Source organism: Paraburkholderia sp. RL17-383-BIF-A (assembly GCF_046028015.1).
GTDB lineage: Bacteria > Pseudomonadota > Gammaproteobacteria > Burkholderiales > Burkholderiaceae > Paraburkholderia.
In genome coordinates this window covers 64,585-83,350 of sequence record NZ_JARESR010000035.1, presented here as the reverse complement: position 1 = coordinate 83,350, position 18,766 = coordinate 64,585, and the positions used below count along the sequence as shown (strand labels likewise).

The 18,766-nt window shown below is 63.3% G+C and carries 17 protein-coding genes and 1 riboswitch; of the genes, 9 read left to right on the top strand and 8 right to left on the bottom strand.

What is annotated here, in order from left to right; translation table 11 throughout:
• The 3 genes from P0D71_RS29950 to P0D71_RS29940 form a co-directional block, all read right to left on the bottom strand.
• Positions 1 to 393 (bottom strand): DUF6531 domain-containing protein (locus P0D71_RS29950; RefSeq protein ID WP_408483317.1); only part of this gene is annotated, 393 nt, incomplete at its 3' end.
• A gap of 1,700 nt (positions 394 to 2,093) precedes the next feature.
• Positions 2,094 to 2,825, bottom strand: a complete 732-nt coding sequence (locus tag P0D71_RS29945) for a CbtA family protein (RefSeq protein WP_408483316.1) — start codon at positions 2,823 to 2,825, stop codon at positions 2,094 to 2,096.
• 11 nt (positions 2,826 to 2,836) lie between these two features.
• On the bottom strand, positions 2,837 to 3,067 hold the full coding sequence (locus tag P0D71_RS29940) for a CbtB domain-containing protein (protein WP_408303027.1): 231 nt from the start codon (positions 3,065 to 3,067) through the stop codon (positions 2,837 to 2,839).
• A gap of 2 nt (positions 3,068 to 3,069) precedes the next feature.
• Positions 3,070 to 3,222: riboswitch (adenosylcobalamin (AdoCbl) riboswitch) on the bottom strand.
• Between the two features lie 88 nt (positions 3,223 to 3,310).
• Between P0D71_RS29940 and P0D71_RS29935 the strand changes: the two genes are divergently transcribed.
• Positions 3,311 to 3,904 (top strand): histidine phosphatase family protein, encoded by a 594-nt coding sequence (locus P0D71_RS29935; protein WP_408483315.1) that lies wholly within the window; start codon positions 3,311 to 3,313, stop codon positions 3,902 to 3,904.
• A gap of 23 nt (positions 3,905 to 3,927) precedes the next feature.
• Here P0D71_RS29935 and P0D71_RS29930 read toward each other — a convergent pair whose 3' ends face one another.
• The 4 genes from P0D71_RS29930 to P0D71_RS29915 all read right to left on the bottom strand — a co-directional run bounded on the left by P0D71_RS29930 (position 3,928) and on the right by P0D71_RS29915 (position 7,937).
• The gene (locus tag P0D71_RS29930) at positions 3,928 to 4,368 is read right to left on the bottom strand and encodes a hypothetical protein (RefSeq protein WP_408483314.1); all 441 of its coding nucleotides are present in this window, start codon (positions 4,366 to 4,368) and stop codon (positions 3,928 to 3,930) included.
• 104 nt (positions 4,369 to 4,472) lie between these two features.
• Positions 4,473 to 5,486 carry an alpha/beta hydrolase gene (locus P0D71_RS29925; protein WP_408483313.1) on the bottom strand — a complete coding sequence of 338 codons (1,014 nt, stop codon included), beginning with the start codon at positions 5,484 to 5,486 and terminating at the stop codon, positions 4,473 to 4,475.
• Positions 5,487 to 5,505: 19 nt separating this feature from the next.
• On the bottom strand, positions 5,506 to 6,864 hold the full coding sequence (locus tag P0D71_RS29920; RefSeq protein ID WP_408303031.1) for an MFS transporter: 1,359 nt from the start codon (positions 6,862 to 6,864) through the stop codon (positions 5,506 to 5,508).
• Positions 6,861 to 7,937, bottom strand: a complete 1,077-nt coding sequence (locus P0D71_RS29915) for an alpha/beta hydrolase (RefSeq protein ID WP_408483312.1) — start codon at positions 7,935 to 7,937, stop codon at positions 6,861 to 6,863. The genes P0D71_RS29920 and P0D71_RS29915 overlap by 4 nt, the downstream gene beginning before the upstream one ends.
• A 186-nt stretch (positions 7,938 to 8,123) precedes the next feature.
• Between P0D71_RS29915 and P0D71_RS29910 the strand changes: the two genes are divergently transcribed.
• The 8 genes from P0D71_RS29910 (at position 8,124) to P0D71_RS29875 (ending at position 17,959) form a co-directional block, all read left to right on the top strand.
• Positions 8,124 to 9,026: a LysR family transcriptional regulator gene (locus P0D71_RS29910; protein WP_091804308.1), complete on the top strand. Its 903-nt coding sequence runs from the start codon at positions 8,124 to 8,126 to the stop codon at positions 9,024 to 9,026.
• Positions 9,027 to 9,111: 85 nt separating this feature from the next.
• Positions 9,112 to 10,629: an ATPase domain-containing protein gene (locus P0D71_RS29905; protein WP_408483311.1), complete on the top strand. Its 1,518-nt coding sequence runs from the start codon at positions 9,112 to 9,114 to the stop codon at positions 10,627 to 10,629.
• 4 nt (positions 10,630 to 10,633) lie between these two features.
• Complete coding sequence (locus P0D71_RS29900) at positions 10,634 to 12,292, top strand: ATP-binding protein (protein WP_091804316.1); 1,659 nt, start codon at positions 10,634 to 10,636, stop codon at positions 12,290 to 12,292.
• Between the two features lie 85 nt (positions 12,293 to 12,377).
• Positions 12,378 to 12,998: a MarR family winged helix-turn-helix transcriptional regulator gene (locus P0D71_RS29895; RefSeq protein WP_408186605.1), complete on the top strand. Its 621-nt coding sequence runs from the start codon at positions 12,378 to 12,380 to the stop codon at positions 12,996 to 12,998.
• 6 nt (positions 12,999 to 13,004) lie between these two features.
• A complete protein-coding gene (locus P0D71_RS29890) occupies positions 13,005 to 15,107 on the top strand; it encodes an FUSC family protein (RefSeq protein ID WP_408186604.1) in 2,103 nt (700 codons plus the stop codon).
• A 55-nt stretch (positions 15,108 to 15,162) separates the two neighbouring features.
• A complete protein-coding gene (locus P0D71_RS29885; protein ID WP_007176114.1) occupies positions 15,163 to 15,372 on the top strand; it encodes a DUF1656 domain-containing protein in 210 nt (69 codons plus the stop codon).
• Positions 15,369 to 16,436 carry an efflux RND transporter periplasmic adaptor subunit gene (locus tag P0D71_RS29880; RefSeq protein WP_408483310.1) on the top strand — a complete coding sequence of 356 codons (1,068 nt, stop codon included), beginning with the start codon at positions 15,369 to 15,371 and terminating at the stop codon, positions 16,434 to 16,436. The genes P0D71_RS29885 and P0D71_RS29880 overlap by 4 nt, the downstream gene beginning before the upstream one ends.
• Entirely contained in the window at positions 16,433 to 17,959 is a 1,527-nt protein-coding gene (locus P0D71_RS29875) for an efflux transporter outer membrane subunit (RefSeq protein WP_408483309.1), read from the top strand. Before P0D71_RS29880 ends, P0D71_RS29875 begins: the two co-directional genes overlap by 4 nt.
• A 343-nt stretch (positions 17,960 to 18,302) precedes the next feature.
• Here the strand turns inward: P0D71_RS29875 and P0D71_RS29870 are convergent, their stop codons facing one another.
• Positions 18,303 to 18,764 carry a (2Fe-2S)-binding protein gene (locus P0D71_RS29870; protein ID WP_408483308.1) on the bottom strand — a complete coding sequence of 154 codons (462 nt, stop codon included), beginning with the start codon at positions 18,762 to 18,764 and terminating at the stop codon, positions 18,303 to 18,305.
• Positions 18,765 to 18,766 lie beyond the last annotated feature (2 nt).

The window sequence follows — 18,766 nt, the reverse complement described above, 5'->3', positions numbered from 1 at the left end:
CTTGTCGAACGGCTTCGAAAGATAGCTACGACTGAACACGAGCGGCGACGTATCGCCGCTAGCAAAGTCAGTTTCAGAAAGCGTGACAACTCCATTTGCCGGAAACACCGGGTCCGCCACCGGGCAGGTATCGTCAGGCGGGGTTTCGGTTGAGCTGCACCATTGATCAATTAGTGCGAGGTCGTTAATACACGCATAGTTGCCCATTCCGCCAGGCGTATTGCTTGTGACGTCGAGCTTGCATGTCTTGGAACCCGGTGTGGCGCCGGACTTTGCGTACAGTGAGAAGCAGTCGTCTGCGTTCGCGGTGAACACAAGAACCAATAACGTGAAGGCAACCACCAGGCGGCCTAAAAATCCGGTCGCCTCTCCGTACAGTCTGTGTCTTCTCATTCTTATTCCTATAGGTTATTTGCTTGACGCACAGGTAACCTATAGGGATCACGATTACCGCAGAATGCGATAACTCCTAAAATCACGCTCTCCGTGCATTCACATAAACCATGGCTTGGGAATATCGACACGAGGCGTAGGAATTTATAACGACAACCGTCAGATACCGCGAACTGCAATTAGTGAAATGGCGAACGCAAGACGAATGGAGGTACAGCGTAGTCCCTCGCACCACGAACCTCGGTAGCGATTAGCATCACTCGCGAATACGTTTCGCCCCGACAGGGACATGTCACTTCTTTGCCAGTTGACGCATAGGGCTCTAGGTCCGATTTTCCTTGATAGCCACCAACTTCAGGATATAAACGCCCCATGGGCCAGTCGCCTCATGGACACGAAGCCGGCCGTAGGCTCGATTGCCCGGAATATTCGAGGCCGGTCCGCATACCCTGATTGTGTCCCGGATGAAATCATCCCTAAACTCAACGCCAAACCGGCATCCCTTCCTGCCGCCGATTCGCTCGTATGTGACATCGAAAGTTCGTGAAGACTGCGCGGTGAAGCGTGGCAGGGCCAATATGCATTGCCATACGGCGGCACACACAAGCAGTCCCATGGCTACCGAAGTTACTGTGATGTGAGCAGCGATGTTTCTCAGCGGCTCGCGAAGTCTCTTGAATGTGTAGGCCCAAAGCAGACCAAGCACCACCGAGAAATCGCCTAGATACACGTCCCGGATTACCCACACGCCAACGTGGCAGTTGACGGACAGCACTACTCCGGTGAACCACACGAGAATAGGCAGGATAAATAGGCGCAAAGGCGTTCGAGTGGAACCGTTCTCTGATTTGCTTTCCTCACTGAATGTCATTTGCTCGCTTAGCTATGCGTCAAAGCCGTATTCTTTCACCTTGCGTCGTAGGGCTATCTCACATTTGAAATGCGGGGCGGTTTATCGATGAGAGGGGCAGTGCCTTGCATCGGTACTTCGGTCAGCAGTAGCGGTGGGTAATCAGTTTGACCTCCAGTCAGCGAATACCCGCACACCTTCCAGCAAGACGCGTGGGGTTAGCGCGAGCCAGTAGCTAAAGTCCGGTACCCCGCATTCGATGGGCTCCGCCTGTCGGTTCCTCGGCGATCGCGTTCGACCGCATTCCCGCGCCCATGCGGGCGGGCTCGAATCGGCTAAGCGCAAGTGGTCTGAACCTGGCAAGTACTGTCGCGGACGTGCTGAATACCATTGGAGCGGTAATTGCGAGTGTCGCCGATGCGTTGGCCCGGTTCAGGCGCAGGTGGCGGCGCCCTGGGCAAATACGACGGCCCTCCGTTGGACTCAACCAGCCCATTAGTTCTTGACCTGACCGGCTCAGGAATAAACCTGCCCCCTGAACACCAGCGCGACTTATTTCGACCTGAACAACAACGGCTTTGCCCGACAAACCGGCTGGATTGGCGCGGGCATAGGATTGCTCTGCTTTGCCCCCGACGACCGGGCCGCGAAGCTGGGACGTCTCAATGCTGGAACTTTATCCACAGATTCTGTGCTCAAGCCTGTGGATAACCACCCCACAACAGCCCCAACTCCTTGACGCACAAACCTTCTCGCCCCCCGCGCGCAAACAGCGACGAGCCAGGCAGAGAACGCCGGGCACAACCACCGAGGCGGTTGCGCCCATCGCCTCCACCAACCATCAAGCCGACTACACCGCCGGCCGACCGCCCAACCGCATAAACGCACCGCGCTCAACGAGCGCGCCGAACAGCAGTCCAATCGTCGTCCACATGATCGCCTGCATACCCAACGCCGCCACACGGAACTTCCACAGCAGCGCCGCCGGAAAACCCTCCGGCACTTCATTGAAAGACGGCATCGACAGTTGCACCGCTGCGATAATCACGACAAACACCAACCCCGCCACAATCGAGCCATTCCACGAGCCGAGTTTCGCGGCCACACGGCGCCGCACCTTGAGCGAAAACACCATCGCGGCCAGCGAGATCGCAATCATCAGGAAGAACAGGCCCGTGCGCGTCCCGATCGTCTCCGGGTCGCCGACCGCAGGCGGGTTCGCCGGATACTTCAGGTTGGGAACGACCGCCAGCGCAATGAACGCACCGAGCGCCAGCCACGCGGACAACGCGCGTGCGCTCAATGCCCCCGCGCGCCCATACGCGTAAGCGAACACCAACGAGAACAACCCGCCAAACGCCGCGCCGTACACCGCCACCCCGGTCAACAGGCCGAGTCCTTGTTGCGTCTCGCGGCTCACCATCGCGGGTTCGGGCGCCTCGTCTTTCGCGGCATCGGCCCTTTCTTCGAATGAGATCGCCTGATTGACTTGCGGCTCGCCCGCGACCCGGGCGAAGCCGAACGTGAGCAGTCCCGCGGCGATGCCTGCCAGCATCCCGCGCACCAACAATTTACCGACCATGTCCGACTCCGTTAGTGACAGGGAAAGCCGAGCAGATGGCGACCGTCGTGCACGAACTCATGCACGTACATGCCGGGCACCAGCGATGTGGCGCCCTGTTCCGCACCCACGAAGTAAAGCGCGAGCAACAGCAGCAGCCCCCCGAACACGACCCACGGCAGCAACTCGCGCAGCGGAATCGGCGTGGGTTCAAAAACGGGCTGAGAAGCGGCCTGCGAAGCGGGATCGAAAACAGCTGTCATGATGGACATCTCCTGGGGTTACGCGCCCCGATAGTCGTTGCAGAGGAATGATGCGAAGCTCAGGTCTGGCTTTCGGCATGTGCTGCCGATTACAGTGGCGCGACCGCGCCGGGTTTTCACCGGCTTCCGTGCTTCGCAGTCCGGCTATTCTACGCGCTAAACTCCGGCACCCGGCAACGCAAAGCGGACGCACCCTTCTTGCCTACGCTCCTTTTCGGCGCAGCCTCACAGGAAATGAACAGAGTGGACATACGGCTATTACTGATCAGCCACGCATCGACCGCAGCCCAACGTGCAGGCCGTTTCCCCGCCGATGACCCGCTCGACGCCCGCGCTATCGCAGAAGCCCGCGCCCACGCCACGAACACACGTCTGGCGATCGCGGAAAGCGCGTCAGCCTATGTGAGCCCGGCCGTCTGCGCACGAGATACGGCGGCGGCCCTCGGCCTCGCCGCGTCGGTCGATGTCGCGCTGGCGGACATGAACTATGGCCATTGGCGAGGGCGGCGGCTTGCCGATCTCGAAGCCGAAGCGCCGCAAGACCTCGCCGCATGGATACGCGATCCCGACGCCGCGCCGCACGGCGGCGAGTCGTTCAGTCAGCTCGTGAAGCGGGTAGGAGAATGGCTCGTTGCGCTAGGCGGCACGCCCGACCTTGCATCGGCCGATATGTGCAACGTGGTCGCCGTCACGCACGCGCCGCTTCTCAGAGCAGCGATCGTGTATGCGCTGGGGGCATCGCCCGTGGTGTTTTCGCGCATTGAAATCGCACCGCTTTCGATGATCGAGTTGCGGCGCTCATCACGCGGCTGGTCGTGGTGGCCGGCGACGCATTAGCCGCTTTCACGCCGCAGCCCGATTCACTTACCCGACACCACCAGGCGCAACTTGTTCGAACCCGTCGGCGTTACGGTAATGTCGGTCCGCTTGCCCTTCGCGCCGAGATAAAAGTGCTGCCGTCCCGGCGAATTCTGGTCGTGTGTCGCGTCGGGCAAACACGACGCGACGTCCGCCGCGACCGCTTGCAGCGCGTCCGCATTTGAACCGGCGTCGTGATGCGGCGTCCACGTGCATTGATAGCTGCCGTGGCTCGCCGAACATTGCGCGTCGTCGCCGTAGGGTTGCGCGACGCCTTTGCCATCGTCCGGCGTCAACGACACGAGGCCGCCAGGCGCCGCCGCTACGATGCGTTTCAGTGATGCACAGGGGCTAGGCGCGTCGTCGGCATTGGCGCTGCACGGCAGCAACGCGCCGAATGATGCAGCGGCAAGCGCGGAGGCAAGCAATCGGGTTCTGTTCATGTCGGCGCGGTCCTCGAAGTGGCTTACAAGTAGCATGAAGCGAAGTAGCACGCTTCGTGCCCATGCGCGCCGAGCGCCTCACACACGCTCTCGCGCCACGCGCATCACAGACCCGCACCAAACAAAGCAGCCAGTCCTTGAGGCGATGAGAAAATCCCTTTGGCATCGTGCCCGACACCATCGATCACGAACGTCCGATGCGTCGCCAATCCTTCCGCATGCCGCGCCGCCATATAACGCGCATAAGCGAGTCCTCGCCCGAGACGGTGGCTTCCTTGCGTTTGCGCGGCGCATGAACGGTCGAGCGCCGGATGCTGCGGATCGTAATCCGCGCCGCCGAGCAGCACGGTGACGTCGCGTTGCGCGTAGCGCGCTTCGAGCGCCGCCGCGGAACCAGCGTCGCCCGACTCGCGCGCGTAAGCCGGCAAATCTTCGAGCCCGTACTTCCAGCGATTGAACGACGGGCACATCGCCCTATCGAACTCCGCGAACTCGCCAGAGGCTGTAGGTCGCAGCGCATCGAAATACACATACGACGAAGGATTCGCCACCACGTATCGCAGCACAATGCCGCGTGCGGTGAGCGGTGCCTCGCTGCGCGCGACCACCGCATAGCGCTGCACGACCTGCCCGCCGCCCGAGTGCCCGGCGACCACCACCTCGGCGAGCGACGCGAACTGCTCGCGTGATGCGAGCGTGTGCACAATGGCGTCGAGTACATCGAATGAACTGATCGGCGCGGGACCTTCGGCGTTTTCGCCGCCCATCCAGCTCGTCCAGTCCCAATGCAATGTGGACGGCGGCAACGCATGCGCTTCGACATCCGCGGTCGCGAGAAACTGCGGCACGATCAGCAGCGTATCGGCCGCGCTGCCGCCGGCAAGTGCGCACGACCGCTCGGCGAGATCAAAGTAAGTGTCGCCGTTGCGCAGGCGGCCGTGAATCAGAATCACGGCGCGTCGAACGTCGCGCGTCGGCGCCAGCCAGTCGCCATTCGCGAACACGGGCACAGTGCCGCTGCCGGCTCGCGTCGTGACGTTCAGATGCCGGCTCGCGACCACCGCCACCGGACGTTCATTCGGCGCTCGCTCGTCGTCTGTCATCAAGTACTGGGTCATGCAATACGCTCGTGGTTGATCAATGAGTGGCGGGCCTCGGCGCAGTGTCACCCGCCATACGTCCGGCACGCGTGAAGTACACCATCGCGAGCGACACAAAACCGGCAAAAATCAGGTAAAACGCGGGCGTAAGACTACTGCCTGTCACGCGCGTCAAGCCGGTAATGGTGAGCGGCGCCATGCCGCCGAACAGCGTCACCGCAATGTTGTACGACAGCGCCACGCCCGCCGACCGGCTGCGCACCGGAAACAAGGTGGCGAGCATGCCGGGATGCGCACCGGACATCGCGGCGAGAAACACCGTCGCGACCATCTGCGCGATGAAGAGATGCCCCGGCGTCGGATTCGTCACGACGAAGTGATAAAGCGGGTACACGCAAACCATCCACGCAATCACGATCGGATAGAACAGCTTGTACGCGCCATAACGATCGGCGAGCTTGCCCGATAGCGGAAACAGAAACAGATTGAGCACACCCGACACGAACGCGCCGAGCAACGCCGTAGAGAGCGGCAGATGCAATTGCCGCTCGACATACACCGACAGATACGAGTGCCACACGTAATTGGTCGCCGCGCCGATGATGATCACGCCCATCGCGCAGACCGCCGCATCGCCGTTGTCACGGAAGAACTGGCGGATCGTGACGAGCGGCGGCTTGTCCTTGTGGTCGAGCAGGCGCTCGAACTCCGGCGACTCGGCCACGCGATGGCGAATATAAAACCCAAACGGCCCGGCCAACGCACCAAACAGAAACGGCAGACGCCAGCCCCACGCCACGAGTTGCTCATGCGTGAGCTGCGTGGTCAGCAGATAACCGACCCCGGAAGACAACAGCAGCGCAAACGCCTGCGCCGACATGTTGAAGCTGCCATAGAACATCTTCTTGTGCGGCGGCGCATACTCGACCAACATCGCCGATGCGGTCGCGAACTGTCCGCCCACGGAGAGCCCTTGCAGCAGGCGAGCGAGCACGACCAGCATCGGCGCCGCGACGCCGATGCGCGCATAACCCGGCGTGAGGCCCATCAGCAACGTGCTGGCCGCCATCGAAATGATCAGCAGCGACAGCGCTTTACGGCGCCCTGCCCGGTCCGCATAAATGCCTAGCAGAATGCCGCCGATCGGCCGCACGATGAAACCGACCGCGAACGTGGCAAGCGTCAGCATGATCGAGACGAAACCACTACCGCCGGGAAAGAACACTTGCGCGATGATCTTCGCGAAGTAGCCGTAAATCAGAAAATCGAACCACTCGAGCCCGTTGCCGAGCACGGAGGCGAAGATCGCACGCCGCACCATCGCGGGACTCAATGCGTTCGAGGCACCGGCGCCGGACGCGCTTCCTTCACGCTGATTGAAGGTCGCTTCGCTCATTGTTCGCATCCCTGAGTGTCGAACATCGCCGCCAGCGCGCACACCGAGGTCAGGATGCGCGAACCGTCGTGCCCCACGCCGGGCACGATGTGAAAGCTCTGCTTCAAGCCGTCCGGGTGGCGCGACTGGATATAGCGGTAGTACGCCTGCGCACGCGCGACGCGCTGTGGCCCTTGCGCTTCGGCCGCGCAGGTCTTGTCGAGCGCGCTCTGCTGCGGATCATCGTCCGCGCCGCCGACGAGGTAGTCGATCCGCCGCGCCGCATAGGCCGCTTCGAGTTGCGCGGGTGTACGGTTGTCGAGATACGGCGGCCGGTTGTCCATGCCGTATTTCCACTGATTGAAGTCGGGGCATTGCGCGGCATCGAACGGCGCAGCCACGCCTTGCGCGTTGGGCCGTTGCGCGTCGAAATACGCATAGGTTGAAGGACTTGCCACCACGTAGCGCACATCGATACCCTCGCCAGTCAGCGCAGCGATGTTGTGCCCCGCGACAGCGTAGCGCTGCACGACTTGTCCACCACCCGAATGCCCGGCGAACACCACGTGCCGTAAATTGGGAAACAGCTTGCGATCGGCGAGCCGCGCGACGATCGCGTCCAGCACCTCGTAGGAACTGATGGGCAGCGGCGCGCGAGCCGCCTCGCCGCCCATCCAGGCGTCGCCTGTCCAGCGCAGCAAATCGGCAGGTTCGTCGTGAACGCGCGTATCGAGCGTGGCGAGGAATTGCGGCGCGATCAGCAACGTGGCGTCGGGGTCTGCATGCGCGGCATCGCGGGCGTTCTGCGCGGTGCGAAAGTACACGTCCGCATTGCGCAGTTTGCCGTGAATCACGATCACCGCTCGCGTCACCTGCGGTTGCGCGACACGCCAGTCCTTCGACAGATACAGCGGAAATTCCGCGTGCCCTTGCGGCGTGTCGAGCGTGAAGCGCGTATCCGAGATTGTCGCCACCGGCTTCATATGCGGCTCGTAAGGATGGACCGCGAGCGCGGGTTGCGCGAGCGTCATCAGCAGTGCAGCGCCTGTCAACGCGCAGCGCATACCGAAACGTCGTGAGAGATTGACCGTCATGTAGCTTGCTCCTGATTACCGTGCACTGTCTTGAACGCGGTGCATCGTCAAATCTGTCGTTGAAAAACTCGACTACGATCGTAGGGTCGGCTGTGGCAAATGTAAAATACCTGTTTTACGCACAACCCATATTTTATGAATATGGCAGTGGGCAGGCGTTCGAATGCAGCCGGGAGACGAAACACCATGGAATTGCGGCATCTGCGTTACTTCCTGGCAGTCGCTGAAGAAGGCCAGTTCACGCGTGCGGCTGAGCGCCTTGCCATGCAGCAGCCCCCGCTCTCGCAGCAGATCCGAACGCTCGAAGAAGAGATCGGCTTCGAACTCTTCGTGCGCATGCCACGAGGCGTCACCCTGACACCGGCCGGGCAGGCCTTTGCGGAAGACGCGCAACGCTTGCTGCAGAACCTGCAGCAGTCGGTGGACAAGGCGAGCCGGATTGCGCGCGGCGAACTCGGCACGATGTCGATCGGGTTGACGAGTTCCGCGGCGTTTCATCCGTTCACGACCGAGGCGATCCGCGCGTTTCGCAAGGTGTGTCCCGAAGTCGCCGTGGAGCTTGCCGAACTCAATGCGGCGGAGATCATCGAGCGCCTGGCTGCGGGGCAGATTCAGGCGGCGTTTCTGCGCAAGCCCGTCGAAGCGCGCGAGGGCGTAGCCTTCGAGTTGCTCCTCGACGAGCCGATGGTCGTGGTGTTGCCGGTCGGCCATCCCTTGCTCAAGGGCAAGAAGCGGCCGCACGTGTCGCTGAAGGCGCTGGCGCACGAAGATTTCATTCTGGTCCGCCGCCCGGGCGCGCCCGGCATGTATGCCGACATCCTCGCGGCCTGCCGGCAAGCGGGTTTCGTCCCGCGGATCGCGCGTGAAGTGCCGCGCATGCTGTCGGGCATCAACCTCGTTGCCGCGGGTCTCGGCGTGACGCTGGTGCCTGCTTCCATGCAACGTTACGACCCGGTAGGCACCGTGTATTGCACGCTCGCGAATCCGTCGAAACTGAGCGCGCCGTTGCATCTGGCCTATCCGGCGGCATTGCATAACAGCGCTGCCACGCGCTTCATTCAACTGGTGATGGCACGCGCCGGCGCGTAAGGCCGGCGTCGACGGGCACGCAAATTGCATTCTCGGCGTACCGGCTGGAAATGATCAGCCACTCATTCACGCGAAACGCCACGCCATGTCAAACAGACACGTCGCCAACACACCGGCCCGCCTGTCATCCGGAATCGAAGGAATCGACGACATCCTCGGAGGCGGTCTGACAGCGCACCGCATGTACCTGGTGGAGGGCGCGCCCGGAACAGGTAAAACTACCCTGGCCTTGCAGTTCTTACTCAAGGGTGTAGAAGAAGGTCAGGGAGGCTTGTACATCACCCTCTCCGAAACCCGCTCCGAATTGATCGCGGTGGCCGACAGTCACGGCTGGGACATCAGCCGGTTCACGGTGCTGGAACTGCTCTCCGACGAAGGCCTCGACCCCCAGTACGAGCAGACCGTATTGCACCCGGCCGAAGTGGAACTCGGCGAAACCGTGCGCAACGTGATCCAGCAGGTCGACGAACTCAAACCCGCGCGCATCGTGCTCGACAGCCTCTCCGAGTTGCGTCTGCTGTCGCAGAACCCGCTGCGTTACCGGCGACAGATTCTCGCGCTCAAGCGCTATTTCGCCACCCGCGAATGCACGGTGCTGCTACTCGACGACAATACGTCCGACCCGGGCGACGTGCAGTTGCACAGCATCGCGCACGGCGTGATCAGCCTCGACAATCTGGTACACGACTATGGCGGCAATCGCCGCCGCGCGCGCGTCGCCAAGATGCGCGGCATCAAATTTCGCGAGGGGTACCACGACTTTACGCTCGACACCGGCGGCATCCATGTCTATCCGCGCCTCGTCGCCGCCGAGCACCACACGGAGTTCAACGCCGAGGTGGTGAGCACCGGAACGCAAGGCCTCGACGCGCTGCTTGGCGGCGGACTGATCCCAGGCACCAACGCGCTGCTGATTGGCCCCTCGGGCGTCGGCAAGACCACCACGGTGGTGTCGTGCCTGATCGCGGCGCTCGAGCGCGGCGAACGTTGCGTCTATTACGTATTCGACGAAACGCTGACCACGCTGATGATCCGCTGTGCGGCGCTCGGCATGTATCTCGCCCCGCACGTCGAGAGCGGTTTGTTGACGTTGCGCCAGATCGATCCGGCTGAAATCTCGCCGGGCGAGTTCGCCAGCGACGTGCGCAAGTCGGTCGAACACAGAGGCGTCCGGTACGTTGCGATCGACAGCCTGAACGCCTATCTCCAGGCCATGCCCGGCGAGCGCTATCTGCTGCTGCAAATGCACGAACTGCTTGGCTATCTCAATCAGCAAGGCGTCATCACGATGCTCGTGCTGGGGCAGCACGGCATTATCGGCGAGGTGCAGAACGATATCGACATCAGCTATCTGAGCGACGTGGTCGTGCTGTTCCGCTATTTCGAGCACCACGGCGAAGTGCTCACCGCCGTGACTGCCGTGAAGAGCCGCGCCAACGCCCACGAACGCTCGATCCGCCAGTTCCGTCTCGGTAGCGGCGGCGTGGAAGTCGGCGAGGCGCTGCGCGACTTCGAAGGCGTGCTGTCCGGATTGCCGGCTTATCGTGGCAGTACCGCCCTGCTCGGGGCAACGAACCGCGTCATCGAAACGCCCGGGAAGTGAGTTCATGGAGCAACGCGTCCTTATCCTGGCACCGTTTGGCCGCGACGCCGATGTGATCGCCGAAGTACTGCAAAAAGACCACCGCATCTGCATGGCATGCCGCGATGCCGACGCGCTCACCGAGGCGCTCGACGCCGGCGCGGGCGCGGCGTTGATCGCCGAAGAAGCGCTCGCGGGCGACCACGCCATGCGCCTGTTCAACTGGCTCGAAAAACAGCCGGCCTGGTCCGACTTCCCGTTCACCCTGCTCGCCGCCTCACGCGTCGGGCATCGCTCAGAACGCGGGCTGCAAGTGCTGGAACGGCTCGGCAACGTGGTCGTGCTCGAACGTCCGCTGAACTCGGAAACACTGCGGCGCGCAGTGGCGTCGTCATTGCGGGCACGGGCGCGGCAATACGAGTCGCGCCGTCACCTGGCCGAACGGATCCAGGCGCAGGAGGCGTTGGTGCAACTGAACGACTCGCTGGAGAGTCGCATTGCCGAACGCACCCACGAACTGGCTTCCGCCAACAACCGGTTGATGATGGAGATTCACGAGCGCGCCAAAGTGCAGGCCGTGCTCGTGCAATCGCAGAAAATGGAAGCCCTCGGGCAACTCACCGGCGGCATTGCGCACGACTTCAACAATCTGTTGAACGTGATCATGGTCAACGCGGAGTTGATCGCACGCGTGAGCAGCGATGAGCGTCTTCGTGGCATGGCCGCCACCGTCAAGCGGGCGACCGAACGCGGCGCGAAACTGACGGGTCAGTTGCTCACATTCTCACGCAACAGTAACCTCGATCTGAAAGCCGTGGACGTGGTGACGTTGCTGCAAGGCATGCGCGACATCATCACGGTGTCGCTCGGGTCGAGCATCCGTTATACCAACGACTTCGACGGCGAAGAGATGTGGACCGAGGCCGACGCCAATCAGCTCGAACTGGCCATTCTCAATCTCGCCATCAACGCACGCGATGCGATGCCGGCCGGCGGCCAGCTCGGCATTCGCGTGAAAGAGCGCGAAGCGCCGGATCAGACACTCGAAGGCGGCCCCTACGTGGTCATCGAAGTGGCCGATACCGGTTCAGGCGTACCACCCGATGTCGTGTCGCGCGTGTTCGATCCGTTCTTCACCACCAAGCCGATCGGCAAGGGAACGGGACTCGGCTTGAGCCAGGTCTACGGTATCGCGACGCAAGCCGGCGGCACTGCGCGTCTGTTCAGCGAGGAAGGCGTCGGCACCACTGTGGAGATCTGGCTGCCATTGCGCGAACGCGTGACGCCGCAGGCCGAAGCCGCAGCGAACGCGGAAGCGAACGTGGTGGGCGAAAAACGCGTGCTGGTGGTTGAAGACGATGGCGAGGTGCGCGCCATGCTGGTCGAGTCGCTGCGAATGCTCGGCTACACCGTGACCGAAGCCGCCGACGGACGCGCCGGTCTGAACCGTTTGCAGGACGACAAGCCGGACCTGCTGATGGTGGACTTCGCCATGCCCGGCATGAACGGCATCGACGTGATCGCCGAGGCGCGCAAGCTACGCGAGGATTTGCCAGTGATCCTCGCCACCGGCTATGCGGATGTGGATATTTCCGGGCTGGCGGTAAAGCGCTGCACGATCTTGCGCAAACCGTTTCAACTCGATGACCTGGCGCGTACGGTACGGCTCGGGCTCGCGGCGTGAGCGCGATTCTAATGATGAGCCCGAGTCACGAGAAGGTCGATTCAATAGTTTGCTAACGAATTTTTAAAGAAATACAATAGCGGCCATGTCGAATCTCGATACCTTGCGCCGCACGGTCAGCAGCACACTGGTCGTCGCCGCCCGAAAATGGCGGCGCACGAGCCATGGCGTGCTGGCGGCCTTCAATGTCTCCGAGGCATGCGCCACACCGCTGCTGACCGCGAGCCGGCTCGGCTCGGCGGTGCGCCAGGTCACGCTCGCCGATCATATCGGCATTGAAGGGCCGTCGCTCGTGCGGCTGCTCGATCAACTGTGCGCTGCGGGTTTGATGCGCCGCGACGAAGACCCCGAAGACCGTCGAGCAAAAACCGTGGTGCTCACCGAAGAAGGCCGCGCGGTTACCGCGAAAATGGAAGAAGAACTGGTCACGCTGCGCGCGCAGGCATTGAAAGACGTCTCGCGCAGCGATCTCGAAGCGACCTTGCGCGTGCTGGCCGCTTTCACGGGAGAGGTCAGCGAACCTGCTGATGAGAGCAGCAACCCCGGCAACGAACCAGGCAACCAAGGCCGGGAAGAACCTGATGAGCGCGCCTCGCGCGCACGGGCGCCGGCCGGCGGCCGGGTCCGTCACGCAGCCAAAGCGAACAAGTCGAACAAAGGCAAAGCGGACACCGCCGCGCCGCAAGAGGCCGGCGATCCGGCGTAACGGTCTATGGTCTACCCATCCCTTCGCGACTGGCTGTTTTCAGTCAAGACTTTTGCCGCGGCGATGATCGCGCTCTACATCGGTCTCGCGCTCGAACTGCCGCGGCCGTATTGGGCGATGGCGACCGTCTACATCGTATCGAACCCGTTTGTCGGCGCGACCCGTTCCAAGGCGCTCTATCGCGCGCTCGGCACCATGCTCGGCGCCTCGGCCGCGGTACTGCTGGTGCCGCCCTTCGTCGAATCGCCTTATCTGTTCAGCGTGATCGTGGCGCTATGGACCGGCACACTGCTGTATCTGGCTGTGTCCGATCGCACCGCGCGCAGCTACGTGTTCCTGCTGGCCGGCTATACGATGCCGATCATCGCGCTGCCTTCGGTGACCAATCCGACCGGCGTGTTCGATCTCGCGATCAGCCGCACCGAGGAGATTACGCTCGGCATCGTGTGCGCGAGCATTGTCGGCAGCGCGCTGTTTCCGAGCCGGCTTGCCCCGACCATCATCGAACGCACCGACGCATGGTTTCGCGACGCCGCGTTCTATGCGACCGAAACCTTGTCCGGCCGCATTGCCGGCTCGGCGATTTCGGGCGCGCGGCAGCGTATCGCCGCCACCATCAATGGTCTGGAATTGCTGCTGAGCCAGCTTGCGTACGATCACACGCGGCCCGACGTGCTGGCGCGCGCGCATGAACTGCGCGGGCGCATGCAATTGCTGCTGCCGATCATGTCGGCGCTCGCCGATCCGCTGATCGCGCTCTATAACAGCGGCCGCCAGACGTGGCCCGACGGTCTGGAAAGCCTGCTCGCCGATCTCATCAAATGGTTCAATGAGCCGATGCCCGCCGTGAGCGAGGGCTATCATCCCGACCCGACAGCCGACGCGTTGCGAGAGCGGATCGCGGCCATGCAGCCGCCGCCGGCCGCGCTCGCGGGTTGGGACGGCGCGTTGCTCTCAAACGCGCTCTGGCGTATGAAACAGGTGATCGACGTCTGGCAGGACTGCCGCTCGCTGCGCGTCATCATCACACGCGAAGAAGGCTACTGGCGGCCGCGTTTTCGCCATTGGCGGCTGGGCGGCACCGAGCGCTTCTACGATCACGGCATCATGCTGTTCTCGACCGGCTCAGCGGCGGCGGCCGTGATTCTCGCGTGCAGTTTGTGGATCGGTTCAGGCTGGAACGACGGTGCCAGCGCGGTCACGCTCGCGGCCGTGGCGTGCTGCTTTTTTGCCGCGCTCGACGAGCCCGCGCCGTTCGTGTTCCGCTTTTTCGTGGCGACCGCGATCAGTGTGGTGGCGGCGGGCGTGTATCTGTTCGCCGTGCTGCCGCACGTGCATGACTTTCCGATGCTGGTGGTCCTGTTCGCCGCGCCGTTCATCTTTGTCGGCACGCTGATTCCGCGTCCGCAGTTCAATCTGGCCACGGTGCTGGTCGCCGTGAACACGGCCACCTTCATCAGCATTCAGGACGCGTACGACGCCAACTTTCTGGTGTTCATGAACAGCAATCTCGCGGGCCTCGCCGGCTTGCTCTACGCGTATGTGTGGACTCGCGTCACGCGCCCGTTCGGCGCCGAACTCGCGGCGGCCCGCCTGCTGCGTTCGAGCTGGGCCGACGTGGCGCTCACCGCGTCCACGCGGCCGATCGAGGATCCGCGCAATCTCGCCGCGCGCATGGTCGACCGCCTGATGCAGTTGATCCCGCGCCTTGGCGCGACGGACGACCATCGCCATCCGTCGATCGAGAGCTTTCGCGACCTGCGCATCGCCTTCAACGCGCTCGATCTGCGCCGCCTGACCCGCAAGCTGGGTGGCGAAGCGCCGGCCGCGATCGAGCACGTGCTCGACGACGTGCGCCAATACTACGAAAGCTGTGTCGCCCGCCGCAAGCGCGAGCCGGTACCCGCGAGCCTGATGTCGTCGATCGACGCCGCCGTGGCACGCGTGACGGCACAGGGACTCGCCAACGCCGGCGCGCCGAGCGCGACCTCGCAAACGTCGGCGCGCCAGTTGCGTGACGCGCTGCATGCGCTGGTCGGCTTGCGTCTTTCGCTGTTTCCGGCCACGTTGCTGATACCCACGCCGCCGGAGCCGGAGGCCGCTGCCTGATGCGCACCGTCCATTTCCGGTTTCAAGGCGTTTCCAACCCTTTCCACTTTCCGCGATGATCGGTGAAATCGATATTTTCGGCGTGTTCGTTCCGGCCGTGCTCGTGCTGATGTTGATCGCGTATCTGATCAATCTGGCCATTCGCACGGTGCTCGCGCGCGTCGGCTTTTACCGCTTCGTCTGGCATCGCTCCATCTTCGATCTCGGCATCTATGTGCTGGTGCTGGGCCTTGTCGTTGTCGTTTCGCACAGACTAATAACGTGAAAAAAACCTGGTTCTCCGTCGGTCAGATTCTGCTGACCCTGATCGTCGTCGCGGCCGCGGCCCTCGTGCTGTGGAAACTGGTCGACTACTACATGTTCGCCCCGTGGACGCGCGACGGACACGTACGCGCCGACGTAATCCAGGTCGCGCCGGATATCTCGGGGCTGATCTCGTCGGTCGAAGTGGTGGACAACCAGCAGGTCAAGCAAGGCCAGGTGCTGTTCGTGATCGATCAGGCGCGCTATACGCTCGCGCTGCGCCAGGCGCAGGCCACCGCGCAGCAACGCCGCGCCACGCTCGATCAGGCGCGCCGCGAAGATGCGCGCAACCGCAAGCTCGGCAACCTCGTCGCGGCGGAAGTGTCGGAAGAAAGCCGCTCGCGCGTCGAACAGGGCGAAGCCGCGCTCGCCGATGCAAACGTCGCCATCGACACCGCGCGGCTGAATCTGCAACGCGCCACGATCGTGAGCCCGGTCGACGGTTATCTGAACGACCGCGCGCCGCGCGCCGGCGAATTCGTCGCGGCGGGGCGGGCGGTGGTCGCGGTGGTCGATATGCATTCGTTCCGCGTCGACGGTTACTTCGAGGAGACCAAGCTGCGTGGCATCGACATCGGCCAGCCCGTCGATATCAAGGTGATGGGCGAACCGAACGCGCTGCGCGGACACGTGCAAAGTATCGTCGCGGGTATCGAGGATCGTGACCGCACGCAAGGCTCGAATCTGCTGCCGAACGTGAACCCGGCGTTCAGTTGGGTGCGGCTCGCGCAACGGATTCCGGTGCGCGTCGCACTCGACGAAGTGCCCGCCGATTTCCGCATGATCGCGGGACGCACCGCGACGGTGTCGGTGCGCGATCTCGAGCCGGCAGGCAGGAAGCATCCGGATGCGGGCGCATCGGGCGCGGTGGCTGCGTCGGAGGGTGCGGCTTCGGCTTCTAACTCTGCGGCGGTATCTTCTGCTTCGGTATCGTCTTCCGCTTCGTCTTCGGCTACCTCCGCTGTTCCGGCTGCTTCCGCTGCCAGACCGGCGTCGGCCGCGGTCACCTCGGGCGCGTCGCAATGAAGCTGTCGCGCGCCCTGCCCTTTTTGCCTCTGTTGCCGTTGGCCGTCGCGCTCGACGGCTGCATGAACGTCGGCCCCAACTATGCGTTGCCGCAACAGGCGCTCGTCAACGCGCCGCTGGCCAACGCGCCGATCGAAGGCGCCGACACGGCCCTGACGACGCGCCGGAACGTGCCGCCCGTGTGGTGGAAGCTCTACGACGATCCGGTGCTGAACGGACTCGTCGATCAGGCGCTGCAATCGAACACCGACTTGCGCGTCGCGGCGGCGAATCTTGCGCGCTCGCGTGAAGCGCTGGGCGTGGCGCAGGCGCAGGGCGGATTCTCCGGCAAGGCCTCGGCCGTGATCGAACGGGCCCAGGAATCCGCCGAACAATACCTCCTCACCGAGAAGCTACCGGTCGTCAATGAAGGCGACATCGGCATCAACGTCTCGTATGAAATCGATCTGTTCGGCAAGCTGCGACGCGGCGTGGAAGCGGCGCAAGCCGACAGCGAGTCCGTGCAGGCCGCCGCCGATCTCGCACGGATCACCGTGGTGGCGGACGTGGTGCGCTCTTACGTCGAACAATGTTCCGCTGCGGAAGAACTCAGGATTGCGCAACAATCGCTGAGCCTGCAGAAACAGCGCGTGGACGTCTCGCGCCGCCTGCGTGACGCGGGCCGTGGCAATCAGCCCGACGTGACGCGCGGGCAGACCCAGGTCGATACCTTGTCGGCGGATATTCCGCGCTATACGGCACGCCGCAAGATCGCGCAGTACCGCCTCGCGGCGCTGCTCGCCCGCGCGCCATCCGACTTGCCGCCGGCCGTACTCGCTTGCGACAGGCTGCCGCAAATCCGCCAGCCGATTCCGATCGGCGACGGCGCCGCGCTGCTCAAGCGCCGCCCGGATGTGCGCGAGGCCGAGCGTCAACTGGCGGCGTCCACCGCGCGTATCGGCGTCGCCACCGGGGCGCTATATCCGACGGTGAGCATCGGTGCCTCGGCGGGTTTGACCGGGATTCTCGAAGATTTGGGCACCTCGCCCACGGCGCGCTGGGGCTTCGGCCCGCTGATCAGCTGGACCTTCCCGGCGAACGGCGCGCGTGGCCGCGTGCGTGAAGCGCAGGCGTCGAGCCAGGTGGCGTTGGCGAAGTTCGACGGCGTGGTGCTGACCGCGCTGCGCGAGACCGAAACCAGTCTCGCAACGTATGCGTCGGACTACGCCCGCGCCGACGCTTTGCGCGCCGCCGTGAAGTCGGCGGCCGAGTCGGCGGATGAAACGCATCGGCTCTATCTGGCCGGGCGTGAATCGTTCATTTCGGACCTGGATGCAACGCGCACGCTGACCTCGACGAAATCTCAGGCAGCCGCCGCGGAAGGCCAGGTGGCGATCGATCAGGTCAACCTGTTCCTCGCGCTGGGCGGTGGGTGGGAGATCGATCCGCAGAGCGCGTCCGGCGGCTCGACGCCCGCCGTTGCGGCATCGGTCAAAGCTGCGCCGGCTCCGGCACCAACGGCGGCTGCGGCAAAAGTGCCTTGATGCGACTTCTGATTTTGCACGTCTAAAGCGAGCCTCTCGTTGCGGCTCGCTTGCCTCAGCTTTGCCGGCCCGCCGCCGCGACGGAACAGCGCCCCCCGCACGCTCTGCCCGTCCCCGTAAAGCTTACGATTTATTTTTTATAATCTTTCTTTTGCCTTTCATTTCGGGTTAAATACGTCCCATCAACCACTCATTACGGGGACACGTATGTCGCAATTCATGAAGAGCGCGGTCGCGCTGGGCGGCTGCATCGGCGTATTCACGGCCGTCGTTGCCGTGGTCGAAATGCTGGCAGGTTGAACGCTCGCGGTTTCTTGCGTTGGGGCGAAAAGCGTCGGCGGCGTTACGTGGGCCGACGCTTTGCCGCCGCCTGGTGAATCGCCGCCCGAACCCGCGGATACGTGCCGCAACGGCACACGATGTGCCACATGGCCGCGTCGATGTCGGCGTCGGTCGGCTTGGGGTTGTGCTTGAGCAGCGCGCAGGCCGCCATGAGTTGCGCGCTTTGACAATAGCCGCACTGCACCACGTCGAGATCGATCCACGCGGCTTTCAGCGCCTGTGCTTCGGGACCCTGCAAGCCTTCGATGGTCGTAATCTTCTGCGTGTGGAGGCTCGACATGAGCGTCTGGCACGCGAAGCTTGCTTCGCCATCCACATGGACCATGCACGCGCCGCAAATCCCCACGCCACAGCCGAACTTGGTGCCCGTCATGCCGAGTTCACAACGCAGCACCCACAGAAGCGGCATGTCGGGGTCGGCCTGCACCGCCACCGCTCGCCCGTTGATGTTCAACGATCCCATCG

Coding starts and splice junctions, on each gene's coding strand:
- P0D71_RS29945 (WP_408483316.1), bottom strand. CDS start 2,825: ATGGTCGGTAAATTGTTGGTGCGCGGGATGCTGGCAGGCATCGCCGCG.
- P0D71_RS29940 (WP_408303027.1), bottom strand. CDS start 3,067: ATGACAGCTGTTTTCGATCCCGCTTCGCAGGCCGCTTCTCAGCCCGTT.
- P0D71_RS29930 (WP_408483314.1), bottom strand. CDS start 4,368: ATGAACAGAACCCGATTGCTTGCCTCCGCGCTTGCCGCTGCATCATTC.
- P0D71_RS29925 (WP_408483313.1), bottom strand. CDS start 5,486: ATGACCCAGTACTTGATGACAGACGACGAGCGAGCGCCGAATGAACGT.
- P0D71_RS29920 (WP_408303031.1), bottom strand. CDS start 6,864: ATGAGCGAAGCGACCTTCAATCAGCGTGAAGGAAGCGCGTCCGGCGCC.
- P0D71_RS29915 (WP_408483312.1), bottom strand. CDS start 7,937: ATGACGGTCAATCTCTCACGACGTTTCGGTATGCGCTGCGCGTTGACA.
- P0D71_RS29910 (WP_091804308.1), top strand. CDS start 8,124: ATGGAATTGCGGCATCTGCGTTACTTCCTGGCAGTCGCTGAAGAAGGC.
- P0D71_RS29905 (WP_408483311.1), top strand. CDS start 9,112: ATGTCAAACAGACACGTCGCCAACACACCGGCCCGCCTGTCATCCGGA.
- P0D71_RS29900 (WP_091804316.1), top strand. CDS start 10,634: ATGGAGCAACGCGTCCTTATCCTGGCACCGTTTGGCCGCGACGCCGAT.
- P0D71_RS29895 (WP_408186605.1), top strand. CDS start 12,378: ATGTCGAATCTCGATACCTTGCGCCGCACGGTCAGCAGCACACTGGTC.
- P0D71_RS29890 (WP_408186604.1), top strand. CDS start 13,005: ATGGTCTACCCATCCCTTCGCGACTGGCTGTTTTCAGTCAAGACTTTT.
- P0D71_RS29885 (WP_007176114.1), top strand. CDS start 15,163: ATGATCGGTGAAATCGATATTTTCGGCGTGTTCGTTCCGGCCGTGCTC.
- P0D71_RS29875 (WP_408483309.1), top strand. CDS start 16,433: ATGAAGCTGTCGCGCGCCCTGCCCTTTTTGCCTCTGTTGCCGTTGGCC.
- P0D71_RS29870 (WP_408483308.1), bottom strand. CDS start 18,764: ATGGGATCGTTGAACATCAACGGGCGAGCGGTGGCGGTGCAGGCCGAC.